A 14,079-nucleotide genomic window follows, 5' to 3' on the forward strand; every position below is an offset into this window, starting at 1 on the left:
GGAGCCGCTTCCCGGACAAGGCGGGGGCCAGGGGGGAGGGGGGCAGGGCGGCAGTGGGGGCGGGAACTGAGCGCCCGTTCCTTGGCAACTTGCGACAAAGACCGACATCACAAAATGGCGAGGGGCATCCCCCCTCGCCATTTTTGCATGGCTGCGGGCGGCTCGTCAAAACAAAAAAGCGGCAGCCCCGTCTTGGGACTGCCGCTCGTATCCAGGCGGATCGTGCAAGTCTGTAAGCCGAATTTGGTCTGCTCGCCCCCGGCGCCGTGGCCGGCCGACGAGGAGGCCATCATCTATCTGGGACGGCCGTTGCCGGTCGCCTCAAGCGGCCTACCTGCACCAAGGAGGCGGGCAGCCTCCGGTCCCGATCGCCGGGGCCCAGTGCCACTTGGCCTTACACCCCGTGGGGTTTGCCGGGCCGCTCCGATTGCCCGGAGCGCCGGTGCGCTCTTACCGCACCCTTGCACCCCTTACCCCGACGGCTGCCGGGGCGGGACTGCTCTCTGTTGCACATGCCGTCGTGCCGGGGAGGCCCGGCACGCCTTCCCGTTAGGAAGCACGGTGCCCTGTGGTGTTCAGACTTTCCTCACCGCCGGCCCAGTGGTGTACAGCTGGGGCGCGACGGAGCGATGGCCCGATTCGCACGTCCTTTGATGTACACCCGTGCCGGTGGAGGAAGGTCCCATGCGCGCCAGCGGCCTAGGGCCACGCAAAAAAGCGCAGCGGCCTCGGCGGACAGCTGCGCTTTACAGGGCGAGTGCGTCTTTCATGTCGTCGACCGTCTCGTTGTAGAGGTCCTGGTCGACGATGATGCGTCCGGTGTGCTCGCAGGCGACGATGGTCTTTCGCTTCCGAATTTCGACCTGCCGCTGCGGCGGAACGGCAAAGCCGGCGGCAGCGCCTCGCTTGAGCGGCACAACGGCCCGGCCGTCGCGAAGGCGGTCGCGGAGCTTCGAGTAGGCCTTGACGTAGCGGCTGTCGACCTTCTCGGATGCCTCTTCCCGGAGCTCCTCAAGGGTCTTCTCCTCGTCCTCCGTGTCGTCGACGACTTCTTCGAGCTCGTCCTGCTTCTCGTCGAGAGCCTCCTTGAGCTCGTCGAGGCGGTCCTGCGTGTCTTCAATGGCCCCCTCGTTCGACTCGATGGTTTCTTCGGCCTCCTCGATGGTCTCTTCGGCCTCGGCGATGCGCTCCTCCTGACTTTCAATCTCTTTCGTGAGCGCGTCGAACTCGCGGTTGTTGCGGACTTCAAGCTGCTGCTCTTCGTACTTGTCGATGAGGCCTTCCGCCTCCTTGATGTCGAGCTCGGCCTGCCGCTTGGCCACCTTCTGCTCCTGAACCTCCTCCTCGTAGTTCTCGAGGCGCGTTTCGAGGCCCGCCTTCTCGTCCTCCAGGTCACGGATTTCGGCGGGGAGGTCGCCGCGGAGCTTCTGAATTTGGTCGATCCGGTTGTCAATATGTTGGAGCCGGACCAGGGCACGGAGCTGGTCCTTTACATCTGTCTTCTTCTTTCGAGCAGTCGGCATAGACTAGCTGTTTTGATCATTTGAGCGCAGATGAACACCATTCAATAAGTACATCCAGACTGGACGGAGGTTCGTACCTCCATATGGGACTTCTTTCATTTCGTGCAAAAACATCGAGAGTCGGGCCGTCACTCTGTTGGGGACCCGGGGGGAGCGCTCCTGAGAATCTCGCGTTGTGCGTCTCGTGTGGCGGGAGGGACGGCGTCAGGTCGAGACGAGCGGCTGCGCAGCGTGCATCACACGACGCGGCGACTCCCAAGGCGGCCTTCAATTTCGCCGCGGGCCCTGGTGCCTACGACGGTTCGTCCCCTGCGTCTCCGGAGGGAACGAACGTACGCACGGGACTGGTGGTGGTGTCGGTCCGGTGCCAGTCGACCCGGGGAAAGTGCTCGCGGAGCCGGTCTCGGAGCAGGGCCTCAGTGAGGGCCTCCGTCTCGTAGTGCCCGGGGTCGATGAGGGCCATCTCAGGGGCCCCGTCCGTGCCGAGCACGTCGAAGAACTCGTGGTACGTCACGTCCGCGGTGACGTAGGCGTCGGCCCCGGCGCCGCGGGCGGTGCCGATGAAGTCGCTGCCGGCCCCGCCGCAGACGGCCACGCGCTCGACCGTCGCGTCCGGGTCGCCCACGTAGCGCAGGCTCCCGGCATCGAGGCGGGTCGCCACGCGGTCGAGGAACGCGGAGAGGGGCAACGGATCGTCGAGGTGGCCCAGCGCGCCGAGTCCGGCCTGCGAATTCTTCTGCTTGACCGGATAGAGGTCGTAGGCCACCTCCTCGTACGGGTGGGCCTCCTGCAGAGCGGCCCTTACGGGGCCCAGTGCCCAGCGGGCCACCTCTACCTCCAGCTTCCGCTCGTCGGCCGACTCCACGTTGCCCCCGGCCGTGCCGATGTGCGGGTCGGTGTCGGCCCCGGGCGCAAAGAAGCCGGTGCCCTCTGTCGCGAACGCGCAGGCCTCGTAGTCGCCGATCTGGCCGGCGCCCGCGTCGGCGAGGGCCTGCCGCACGTCGTCGACCGCGTCCTCCGGCACAAAGACGGCCAGCTTGTAGAGCGTGTCCGCGAAGCCGTCGAGAAAGCCGACGTCGGTGAGGCCCAGGCGCTCGGCGAGGGCAAACGAGACCCCCTCCGGCGCGGCGTCGAGGTTGGTGTGGATGCTGTAGAGCCCGATGCCCGCCTCCGCGAACCGGAGGGCCAGGTTCGAGACGTACCCGTCGGCCGTCACCCCGTCGAGCGGCCGAAAGAGGAGGGGATGGTGGGTGACGACGAGCTCGGCGTCGTGGGCCTTCGCCTCCGCCAGCACCTCCGGCGTGGCGTCGAGGGCCAGCACCGCGCGGGTGACGCCCCGGGCCGCGTCCCCGACCTGTAGGCCGACGTTGTCGTAGTCCTGGGCGGAGCCGGGCGGGGCCCAGGCCTCGAGGGCCGTGGCGATGTCGGCGATGGTGGGCGTGTCGTCCATGGCAGACGCAGGGGCGTAACGAGAGGAGCGTACGCCTCTTACATGACCGAGCGGGAGGGCGGATTCGTGAAAGACGCCCCAAGGCCGTGGGCCCCCACTACCCACGCGCCGAAAAACGCGTTGGCCGCTCTGGGCAGGCCTACTCCAGCGAAAGGGGCCTGAGGGCGTCCCGGCGGATCACCAACTCGATGCCGGTGCCGTTCTGTTCCGGACGTCCCGCTGCTCTGCCTGTCCGGGCTCGTCACCGCCCGTGAGGGAACGAGGCGTCCCCGGCCCCGGCCTGGACCGCCAGGTCGTCCACCCCGAAGGACGTGCCCACGTCCAGCCCGGAGGCAATCAGCGGATGGTTCAGGGGGACGGTCCGGGTCTGTCCCGCAATCTCGTCGAGTGGGACCTGTGTGAACGTGTCGTCCTGGACGGCGACCATGACCCCGGTGGTGCCGTCGGCGACCAGGGCGGCGGCGCGGCTACCCAGGGTGGTGGCCAGGTTGCGGTCGTAGGCCGTGGGGGACCCGCCGCGCTGCATGTGTCCCAGGACGGTGGTCCGGATGCTGGTGTCCAGGGGCTCCCGCAGTTGATCGGCGAGGACGCGGCTGATGCCGCCGAGGCGGATGGAGTCGGTGTACTCCTGTCCCCGCTCCTGCACCACGTAGTCTCCCTCCTCGTGTCGGGCCCCCTCGGCCACCGCGACGATCGTGAAGCGCTGGCCGCTCCGTGCGCGGTCCCGACACACGCCCGCGACCGTTTCCACGTCGTACTCAATCTCGGGGAGGAGAATCACGTCGGTGCCGCTGGCGACCCCTGCGTGCAGCGCAATCCAGCCCGAGTACCGCCCCATCGTTTCGACGATCATGACCCGGTGGTGGCTCTGGGCCGTCGTGTGGATGCGGTCGATCGCGTCGGTCGCAATGGTGACGGCGGTGTCGAACCCGACCGTGCGGTCGGTGCCCACCAGGTCGTTGTCGATTGTCTTGGGCACGCCCACGATGCCGACCCCGAGGTCGGTGAGGCGATGGGCGATGGACATGGTGCCGTCCCCGCCGATTGCGACGAGGGCATCCAGGTCGAGGGTGCGGTAGGTCTTCACCACCTGAGCGGAGACGTCGGCCCCGCCCCGTGGCAGGTAGTTGAAGGGGTCGGCCTTGTTGCTGGCCCCGAGAATGGTGCCGCCCCGGGTCAGAATGCCGCTCACGTCGCGGTAGTGAAGGGGCTCTACGTTTCGGTTGACGACGCCGCGAAACCCGTCGCGGAAGCCGAGGACCTCCGCGTCGTGCTGGAGGGTGAGACTCTTCGTGACGGCGCGGAGCGCAGCGTTGATGCCGGGGCAGTCGCCCCCGCCGGTGAGGACGCCGACGCGAAGAGAGTTGTTGGGCATGGGGCGGCGCGGAGATGGGAAGGGAATGGTGGGATGGGGGCACGGTGCCGACCGCCCATCTAATGAGCAGGGAGCCGAATGTGTGTGGAGGAGATGCGAAAAAGAGATTCGTTCGGGCGAAACGAAGTCTCTCCGTCTCGGCACAGGCGTTTGGAGGTGCGCTCGGGGCGGTCCGGAGCCGCCGCGGTTCGACGAAAAACTCCGCCCCCCCCCACGCACGTTAGAAGCTGTCCAGGGTCTTTCGACAGCTCGCCAGCGTGCTCCCAAATCAACCCGTCTCATGAAGGTGCAACAATCCCAAAATGTTCTCGGCGGCGTGCTTCGCGCGTGCTCGATGGATCCCGAGACTGGGTTCTACCGAGATGGCCACTGTCGGACCGGGCCGCGTGACGCCGGCAGCCACGTCGTGTGTGCCAGGATGACGGAGGCATTCCTGGAGTACACGAAGCGCCAGGGCAACGACCTGATGACCCCGCGTCCAGAGATGGACTTTCCGGGGTTGGAGCCGGGCGACCGGTGGTGTCTCTGTGCCGCACGGTGGCGGGAGGCAGTGGAGGACGGGGTGGCCCCGCCCGTCGTACTGGCAGCCACCAGCGAGGCGGCCCTGCAGGCGGTCGACCTGGAGACGCTGAAGGCGCACGCCATCGACGCATCGTCGCCGGACGACACCACGCCCCAGGACCCGTAAGTGCGCCGTGTCAGGAGCGAAAGTCGGGCAGCGGAGCGTCGGCCGGGACGAAAGAGAGGGCGAGGCCGTTGTTGCAGTAGCGAAGGCCGGTGGGGTCCGGGCCGTCCGTAAAGATGTGGCCCTGATGGCCGCCGCAGCGGGCGCAGTGATACTCAGTGCGGGTGTATCCCAGCTTCGTGTCCTTCTTCGTGTCCACCTGACTGTCGAGCGGGGCCCAAAAACTCGGCCAGCCCGTTCCGCTCTCGTACTTGGTCTTCGACGAAAACAGCGGCAGGCGGCAGGCCGCGCAGATGTAGGTCCCGGTCCGGGGCTCGTTTAGCAGTGGGCTCGATCGTCGCGGCTCGGTTTCCTCCTCGAAAAGAATCTGGTACTCGCCTTTTGTCAAGAGGCGTCGCCACTCCTCCTCAGGCTTGTCCAGTGGAGGAAAATCCTCGGGAAGCGAATGCACGCCGAGCGTGTCGGGGGCGGAAGCAGACGCGGGGCTCGACCGACCGGGCGTACATGCAGTCAGCGCCAGGGGCGCCATGGCGGCCCAGCCCAAGTGTTTGAGAAACGTTTTGCGGTCCATGGGAATGTAGGAATGGAGTGCAGCGTGGGCGCAGGATTATGGAAAGTGCATCGTCGAGATGTTTCAGTGCGTCGCCAAACTCCACGAAGATACGCTGAATGGCACGAAAACGAGGGGCACAGGTTGATCTCCGGAGATGAAAAGACGTAACGATTAGTACTCATTTCCCCAGCCGCGTCCGCGATGCGTTTAGGACTGCATACATTCCGGTGTCCCCAGTGGGGGCGGACCCTGTCCGTCCTGATCGTCGGGGCTCTGTTGATGCAGGGGCCTCTCCAGGGCCTCGTGCAGGGGGCCCATGAGGCGATGGGGACCCATCAGTGTGCTCACACTGCGCATGACGTGTGTCCGCGCAACCCCGATGGGGCGTGCACCTGTGCCCACACCGAATCCGATGGGGAGACGGAGGGTCCGACCATCCGGGCGTGTCATGGCGGATCGGAGGTCCTGGGGCCTGTGTCCACATGGCAGTTGCTCCGTGCCCCCATCTCTGTTCCGGGCCCTCTCGTCTCTGAGGCGACGTTTTTGTCTTCGTCGCCGTCCCGGCCGCCGCACCGCTTCGGCGATGATATCTTTCGTCCTCCTCGACCGGCACCTTCCGTGCGCCTGCGCTGACCGGCAGGCGTCTTCCCACTTGTGTCGTTCGGACTTCTGCGCTGACGAGGTCATCCGTGCATCTCTCAAGACTTGGAGGACTTCTTGTTATGGATACTATGCATCGCTACATCGCTTTTGCATGCTTCTCGTGTGCCTTTCTTCTACTCGTTCCCGCCGCTTCGGCCCAGTCGACCGGCGCCGTTGAGGGGCGTGTCTTCGACGGGGAGACGGATACGACCCTGCCGGAGGTAAATGTTGTGATTTCCACCCTGGACCGTGGGGCCGTCACGGACGAGGAGGGGCGCTTTGCACTTCGGAATGTGCCCTCCGGAACGTACCAGCTACAGGCCCGCTTCGTGGGCTACGAAACCACGACCCGCACCGTACAGGTGACGGCCGGTAGTGCCACACAGCTTCGCCTTCGCCTGTCCCGCTCATCCGTCGAGATGAGCGGCATTCAGGTCACGGCCCTCTCGCCCGACCGGGAGCCCACCGGCTCGCTCGACGCGGAGCAGATCCGGACGGCGGAGGTGGCCGACCCCGGCGCCCTGCTCCGTGACCTGCCGGGCATCAACTCGGTGCGGCGGGGCCCTGTGGGGCTCGACCCCAATGTGCGCGGCCTCTCGGAGACGGAGGTTGGGACCTACATCGGCGGGATGCGCACCTTTCCCGCGGGGCCGGCCCGCATGGATTCGCCCATGAGCCATGTTGACCCGAGCACCATCAAGAGCATCGACGTGGTGAAGGGGCCGTACGCCCTTACCTGGGGCCCTGGCAACATGAGCGCCATCCAGGTGACGCAGCGTGGCGAGGATCCGCCCCGCACCCCGCTGACCGGAACCGTCCGTGCCGGCTACGACACAAACCGAGAGGCCCGCGAGGCGACGGTCTTTGGGATGGGGCGGCAGGGCGACTGGTTCTACAGCGTCAATGGCGCCTGGCGGGGGGGCAGCACCTTCGACGCCGGAAATGGACAACCGATCCCGGCCGACTATGAATCCGCCGAGGGGCGGGCCCGCATCGGGGTGGAGCTGACCGACCGGTCCACCCTCTCACTCAGCGGCAGCTACCAGGATCAGGAGGACATCGACTATCCGGGCCGCCTCCTCAACGCCGACTTCTTCGAGACCGGCATGGGGCAGCTCACATACGAGTTTGCCCAGAATGAGAACATGCTCCGGGGCCTGACGGTGCGCGCCAGCGCCCAGCAGACGCTCCACGGCATGACGAACGAGGGCAAGTGTACGTTTGAGAAGAACGGTTGTCCGGACGGAAAGCCGCCCGCTCCATTCCGCATTGGCGTCGACTCGGAGATTCAGAACGTCAGTGGACGTGTGGCGGCCGATCTGGTCCTTGGGGCCTGGGACCTCACGGTCGGGGGCGACGTGGTGCACACCTTCCGGGACGCCACCCGGCCCCTGGAGGCGGTGATGCCGAATGGGAATCGCGTCGTGCCGCCATTCTACAGGAGAGGGGACGAAATTCTCGATAACGCCTGGCCCGGCGTGACGATCACGCAGGAGGGGGTGTTTGCCGAGGCGAGCCGCGCCCTCGGCGATCTTTTGACCTTGACGGGCACCACGCGCCTCGACCTGGCCCAGTCCGATGCCAACGACCCGACCCAGCCGTTTCTGGAGAATGCTGGCGTTTCGGAGGCCGGGCTGGACCAGAGCGACGTGATGCCGAGCGGGGCCGTGACGGCGTCGCTAGTCCTCACGGAGCGATGGACCCTTTCGCTGGGAGGCGGGACGGTCGCGCGGCCGCCCAGCGCCCTAGAGCGCTATGCAGATCGCTTCCCCGCTAGCAAGTCTCAGATGAGCGCCGAGTTCCAGGGCATCCCGTCACTCGATCCGGAGCGCAGCACGCAGGGCGACCTCTGGCTCGAAGGGGACGGGCAGGCCTGGTCGCTCAGCGTCAATGCCTTCGCTCGTCGCGTCGACGACTACATCACCCTCGCCCCCACGGGCATCGATCCGATTCTCCCGCTGAGCAAACCGCAGACGGTGTTCCGGTACGTCAACGGGGAGGCCACCTTCTACGGGACGGAGGTGGACGCGACGGTGTCCCTCGCGGAGCCGCTCACGGCCCGGGCCTCCGGAAGTTATCTGTGGGGCGAGGACGAGACGGCGGACGAGCCGGCTTTTGGGGTGTCTCCCGCGTCGGCTGCCCTTGGCCTTCGGTGGACACATCAACCCACCACATCGGCCGTAGGAGAAGTCTTCGTAGACGGAGGTGTGGAACTCGTGGCGGAGCAGGACCGCGCGGCCACCACTCGCAGAGAGACGGAGACCGACGGCTACACCACGGTCGACCTGCGGGCCGGCGCGACCGTACTGGAGCGCGTGCGACTCGACGTGAGCGTCGAAAACCTGTTCGATGAGACATACGTCAACCACTTGAATGCCAAGAATCCGTTCTCCGGCGACTCGCTGCCGGAGCCGGGCCGCGTCGTGTCGACGACGCTGCGCCTGCGGTTCTAACCGGCGTGGCAGGACGCACATATCGACGGGGGGAGGATTGCTCGGATCGCAGGGCGGTCCGGCCGTGGAACTCGTGGAGACACACACGGCTGGGCCGCCCTGTCGATTGGGGGGTCGCATCGGGGTCCGTCGCAATGTTGATCGGCACACCGGAGGACGTGAAGGGCGGCACGGGCAGAGGACGAAGCTGTGACGAACGCCACAGGCAGGCACTCACGGTGCTATCGCACGTTGCCCCAACACGCCATCTCAAAAAGGGTGCGGAGGAAGAGCGCTCCGTTTCCCCCAATCCGTAGCCCAGTCGTGGCGTCTGGAAAGCCCGCGTACGTCCGGTGAACCGCCCGCGGAAAGAGAACCGATCCCCAAGTTGTTCGGCGGGGACGCTGGGGCCGAGAGACAGAGTCCCCCGCCCGGCTTCCTTGGGGCCCAACCCCAACGGGCAACTGCTGCCGATCAGAAACAGTGCACGGACGGAGTCACATTCAGTCGCCAAAGGGAGGCGCAAGGCAGACTCGTGAAGGGGCGTGGGCAGAGGAGGCAACACAGGTTCACCCTGCCCCCGTCCGACGGCGGTAGTGAGGGTGGCGCCGTGGAGGTTCTCGTCCGGCGGTGCACGCGTCCTGGTTCTGTACTCGGCATCTGGCGTGTGTTTTGCAGATGGAGGAATCCCAGGCGGAAAAGGTCGTCCCGACGGATTTGCACCGCGTGCAAGAGCAGGGGCGATTGTTGGGGCGCCGTGGTGAACGAACGCGACGTTGCCGTGCATGTATGAAGTACAACGCTGCAACAAAAACAGCTGCACCCGAGTGGACCGACGAGGAAGTTGAGGAGAGGAGAGAGAGGTTCATCCCTGGGGCTCGGCTTTGTCACGAATAGATGTCCGAGGTGGAAAGGGGCCCGTCCTTCTTCCGTGCCGCTCGTCTCGACACAGTGACAAGGAGCGAAGCAAGCCCGTTTTAGGACGGTACGCTCGCCGAGTACCCCCGCGAATTCCATCGAAGTTCTGCCGCTCGATCTTTCCCATAAGCGTTAAGGTTTGGCGTAAATCCCCTAGGATTCAGCGGAAAGCCGCTTGGGGCTTTGGCTTGTTGAACGCCATATCGTATGTTCTATTCGCCTTGGAACTGAATCTGAAGACGAAGGATCTCGGTGGGGCTGTTTGCCCGGACGGACAGCGGTGCCCGATTACTCACTGTCGAATGATTCGCTAGTATGCCGCAATTTTTTCCCAAGAAGGCCAACACGCTCCCCTTTCTTTCCTTGGGGGCCTCGCTCCTTGGGGGCGTCCTTCTGGTGTTTTTGGTCTGGTACTACTTCTCGCCCGAGTTTAAGGTGGTGGGGTACCAACCGGAGCAGCCGGTGCCCTACAGCCACGAGACCCACGTCGAGAAGCTGGGGATGGACTGCCAGTACTGCCACACCAACGTGGCAAACTCGAAGCACGCCAACGTGCCGTCCACCCAGACGTGCATGACGTGCCACAGCCAGGTGAAGACCAACTCGCCGAAGCTGCTTTCGGTGCGGGAGAGCTGGGCCAACAATGAGCCCATCGAGTGGACCAAGGTGCACCATCTGCCGGACTACGCGCACTTCAGCCACGCGTCGCACGTGAACAAAGGGGTTGGGTGTGAGACGTGCCACGGCCGCATCGATCAGATGGGAGCAGACGGTGTGTATCAGGCCGAGCCCCTGTCGATGGGATGGTGTCTGGACTGCCACCGGCAGCCGGAGAAGTACCTTCGTCCCAACGACCAGATCACGACCATGGGGTACACCCAGCCGGCCAGCTTCGTCGAGCGAAACCTGGAGCGCATCGAGGAGCAGGGCATCCAGCCGCCCACCAACTGCTCGGCCTGCCACTACTAATCGTCTCGGGAAGCGTCGAGCGTCGTGCCTGGAAAGGCGGATCGTCTGCGACGCCGGATGCTGAGCGCGCAGCGCTCGGGACTGTCCCCTCAACCCGCAACGCCACAGTGTAGTATGATCGAACTAGACGTCATAGATTCGGAGACGGCCGCCCGCGACGGAGAGGCGACTGCTCAAGATGCGTCGTCGGGGCCCACCTTTTGGCGCCACTGGTCCGAGTCGGAGGCCGACGAGGACGGCGACGACCTGACGGAGTTTGTGCCGGGGGACAGCGAGCCCCCGAGTGGGGCGTCGCGCCGGCAGTTCCTGCAGCTGATGGGAGCGGCCATGGCCATGGCGGGGTTGGCTGGCTGCCGGCGGCCGGAAGAGAAGATTCTTCCGTACGCCCGGGAGCCGGACGCGGTGACGCCCGGCATTGCGGACCACTACGCCACGGGCATGCCGTTCCGGGGCGTGCTCCGGCCGGTCGTCGCCAAGAGCAATGAGGGGCGCCCGACCAAGATCAAGGGCAACGACGACCATCCGGCGGGGCAGAGCGGCACCAGCCCCTACGAACAGGCCTCGGTGCTCAACCTGTACGACCCCGACCGGTCCCGGTCCGTTCGGCAGGAGGGACGCACGGCCTCGTGGGACGACTTCGTGTCGTTTTGTCGCCAGCTCGGCAACGAGGCGGACCAGCGCCGGGTGGCGGTCCTGATGGCAGAGACCTCCTCCCCGACCGCGCAGGCGATGCGGCAGCGCATGGCGGATCGCTTTCCGAACCTGCAGTGGGTGCCGTACGCCCCCACCGGAACCGATCCGCGGCGGCTCGGCACGCAGCAGGCCTTCGGTCGCCCCCTCCGGCCGCGCTTCGAGCTTGGGGAGGCGGAGGTGATCGTGAGCCTCGACGCCAACTTCCTCGACGGGCGCACCCCCGACTTCGGGTACCACACGCAGGGGTTTGCGGAGGGGCGGCGCCTGGACGGCGTAGAGGACACCATGAGCCGGCTCTACACGGTGGAGAGCCGCTACTCCACCACGGGGGGCAGTTCGGACCACCGGCTCGGGATGCGGGCCGGGCGCATTCCGGCTCTTGCGGCGGCCCTCGCGGCCGAGTTGGGCGTGGGGGAGGCGCCGGACGTCTCGTGGAGCGAGAGAGAGCGGGCGCACGTCCGGGAAATGGCCCGGGACCTGCGCGAGGCGGGCGAACACGGCGTGGTGATGGCGGGCGAGGCCCAGCCGCCCGAAGTGCACGCCCTCGCCATGGCGGTCAACCAGCGACTCGGCGGCCTCGGCACCACCGTTACGCTTTTCGACACCGGAGACGACGAGATTCAACCCCAGGACGAGGCCCTGGCCGACCTGACCGCGTCGATGCAGGCGGGCGAGGTGGACACCCTCTTCATGCTGGGCGTGAATCCCGTCTACGACGCCCCGTCCGAGTTGAACTTTGAGGAGGCGCTGTCGAACGTGCGCGACACGGTGCACCTGGGCCGCCTCCGCAACGAAACAGCCCAGGCGGCCCGCTGGCACCTGCCCCGCACTCACTACCTGGAGCAATGGGGCGACGGGCGGGCCTACGACGGCACGCCCTCGGTCGTCCAGCCGCTCATCCAGCCGCTCTACGACGATGCGCACTCGCTCATCGAGGTGCTCAACCTGGCCGCGACGGGCGTGGACGCCAGTGGGCACGACCTCGTCCGCGAGCAGTGGCGCGCGCAGCTCTCGGCGCCGTTCCGCGAGCAGTGGCGCCGGACGCTGCACGACGGGTACCTGGAGGGGGAGGGGTACGACGTTGCCTCGGTGGGCCCGGCGACCGTGCCGTCCATCGACGTCCCGGCGTCCGAACCGGACGAGATTGAGGTCGTCTTCCGCACGGACTCGAAGTTGTTGGCGGGGCGATTCTCCAACAACCCGTGGATGCAGGAGCTGCCGGATTCCATCTCGAAAATCGTGTGGGACAACGTCGCCGTCATGAGCCGGGCGACGGCGGACGAGCTGGGAGTGGACGTCCAGCGCCGGGAGGGCAGTTTCTACGCCGACCGGGTGGAGCTGGCCCTCGACGGCGAGTCTGTGGAGCTGCCCGTGTGGGTGCAGCCCGGGTATCCGGACGGCTCGATCGGGGTGTCGATGGGCTACGGGCGCACCATCGCTTCGGCCCGCGAGTCCGAGAGCACGCCGTTCTGGGACACCAGCGATGAAACCAACATCTACAACGGAAGCCCCATTGCGGGGGGGATCGACGCGTCCGGAGAGCCGATGGACGTGGTGGGGGGCAACGTGGCGCCGATGCGGCCGAACGGAGGCCGCGTGGCCACCGGGGCCGAGGTCACGCAGGTCGACAGCGGGTATCTTCTGGCAACGACGCAGGAGGAGGGGAGCATGCAGGGCCGCCCGATCGTGCGGTGGGCCACCCTGGAGGAGTTCAAGGAGGACCCGGAGTTCGTCAACGAGTCGCAGCCGCCGGTTCCGAACCTGGGGCACGAGGAAGAGGGCCACGGCGGGGGGAATGGCCACAGCGGGGATGGGGCAGCCCACGACGTGTCGGAGCAGGGCTTGGAGGCGGGGCCTGGGGCCGATGCCCACGGGGCGGACGACATGCCCGAGCAGGCTGCTCACGGAGGCGATGGTGCCGGTCAGCACGGCGACGCCGGCTCCGACGAACCGGGCGCGGTGGAGCAGCAGCAAGAGTACCCGATGGCTTGGGAAGAGAACCACCCGAAGGACCAGGCGGCGTCCAAAAACAACCCCTACTACCAGAACCAGTGGGGCATGACCGTCGACCTCAACACGTGCACGGGCTGCAACGCCTGCGTGGTGGCCTGCACGAGTGAGAATAACGTGCAGGTGGTGGGGAAGGAGGAGGTGAGCAACGGGCGGCACATGTACTGGATTCGAAACGACCGCTACTACGTGAGTGAGGAGGAGGGGGACGACAATCCCGAGATGCTCACACAACCGGTCATGTGCCAGCACTGCGAGAACGCGCCGTGCGAGTCCGTCTGCCCGGTGGCGGCGACGGTCCACTCGCCGGATGGCACCAACCAAATGGTGTACAACCGCTGCATCGGGACGCGCTACTGCCAGAACAACTGCCCGTACAAGGTCCGGCGCTTCAACTTCTACGACTGGACCAAGACGCTGCCCACGGAGGTGCAGATGGCGCAGAACCCCGACGTGACCGTGCGCACTCGGGGCGTTATGGAAAAGTGCACGTGGTGCGTCCAGCGGATCCGGAAGCAGCAGCAACAGGCCGACAACGAGGAGCGCGACCTCCGTCCCAACGAGGTGGAGACGGCCTGCCAAGAGGCGTGCCCCACTGACGCCATCACGTTTGGGGATCTCAACAACCCTGAAAGCGACGTGGTGGAGGAGAAGAAAAACCCGCGCCGCTACGAGTTGCTTTCCTACCTCAATACGAAGCCCCGTCTTTCTTATCTCGGGCGCGTGCGGAACACAAATCCCCGCCTGGAAGAGGCCCTCTCGGGCGCCGACGCGGAGGGAGAGGCGCCGGTGGAGGCCTAGTGGCCAGAGAAGCCCCGCTCATACGAAC

At 66.3% G+C, this 14,079-nt stretch carries 8 protein-coding genes and 1 other RNA gene; 4 read left to right on the forward strand and 5 right to left on the reverse strand.

Annotation, left to right across the window (positions count from 1 at the left end):
* Positions 1–217 precede the first annotated feature (217 nt).
* From rnpB to B7R93_RS06195, 4 genes are all read right to left on the reverse strand, one after another.
* An RNA gene (rnpB, locus tag B7R93_RS06180) (RNase P RNA component class A) lies at positions 218–646 on the reverse strand.
* A gap of 100 nt (positions 647–746) precedes the next feature.
* Complete coding sequence (locus tag B7R93_RS06185; protein WP_103019952.1) at positions 747–1,523, reverse strand: zinc ribbon domain-containing protein; 777 nt, start codon at positions 1,521–1,523, stop codon at positions 747–749.
* A gap of 292 nt (positions 1,524–1,815) precedes the next feature.
* On the reverse strand, positions 1,816–2,973 hold the full coding sequence (locus B7R93_RS06190; protein WP_232798090.1) for a Nif3-like dinuclear metal center hexameric protein: 1,158 nt from the start codon (positions 2,971–2,973) through the stop codon (positions 1,816–1,818).
* A 241-nt stretch (positions 2,974–3,214) separates the two neighbouring features.
* Positions 3,215–4,348 carry a 6-phosphofructokinase gene (locus B7R93_RS06195; RefSeq protein ID WP_103019954.1) on the reverse strand — a complete coding sequence of 378 codons (1,134 nt, stop codon included), beginning with the start codon at positions 4,346–4,348 and terminating at the stop codon, positions 3,215–3,217.
* Between the two features lie 280 nt (positions 4,349–4,628).
* Between B7R93_RS06195 and B7R93_RS06200 the strand changes: the two genes are divergently transcribed.
* A complete protein-coding gene (locus B7R93_RS06200) occupies positions 4,629–5,036 on the forward strand; it encodes a DUF2237 family protein (RefSeq protein ID WP_103019955.1) in 408 nt (135 codons plus the stop codon).
* A 10-nt stretch (positions 5,037–5,046) separates the two neighbouring features.
* Here B7R93_RS06200 and msrB read toward each other — a convergent pair whose 3' ends face one another.
* On the reverse strand, positions 5,047–5,604 hold the full coding sequence (msrB, locus tag B7R93_RS06205; RefSeq protein ID WP_103019956.1) for a peptide-methionine (R)-S-oxide reductase MsrB: 558 nt from the start codon (positions 5,602–5,604) through the stop codon (positions 5,047–5,049).
* 713 nt (positions 5,605–6,317) lie between these two features.
* On the opposite strand from msrB, the gene B7R93_RS06210 reads away from it, so the two are divergent.
* From B7R93_RS06210 to B7R93_RS06220, 3 genes are all read left to right on the forward strand, one after another.
* Complete coding sequence (locus B7R93_RS06210; protein WP_232798091.1) at positions 6,318–8,681, forward strand: TonB-dependent receptor; 2,364 nt, start codon at positions 6,318–6,320, stop codon at positions 8,679–8,681.
* Between the two features lie 1,212 nt (positions 8,682–9,893).
* Complete coding sequence (locus B7R93_RS06215) at positions 9,894–10,547, forward strand: cytochrome c3 family protein (RefSeq protein WP_103019958.1); 654 nt, start codon at positions 9,894–9,896, stop codon at positions 10,545–10,547.
* A 114-nt stretch (positions 10,548–10,661) separates the two neighbouring features.
* Complete coding sequence (locus B7R93_RS06220) at positions 10,662–14,051, forward strand: 4Fe-4S dicluster domain-containing protein (RefSeq protein WP_103019959.1); 3,390 nt, start codon at positions 10,662–10,664, stop codon at positions 14,049–14,051.
* The last annotated feature ends 28 nt before the right edge of the window (positions 14,052–14,079 follow it).

The sequence above is a fragment of the Salinibacter altiplanensis genome, from assembly GCF_002894645.1.
In the GTDB taxonomy this organism is placed as follows: domain Bacteria; phylum Bacteroidota; class Rhodothermia; order Rhodothermales; family Salinibacteraceae; genus Salinibacter; species Salinibacter altiplanensis.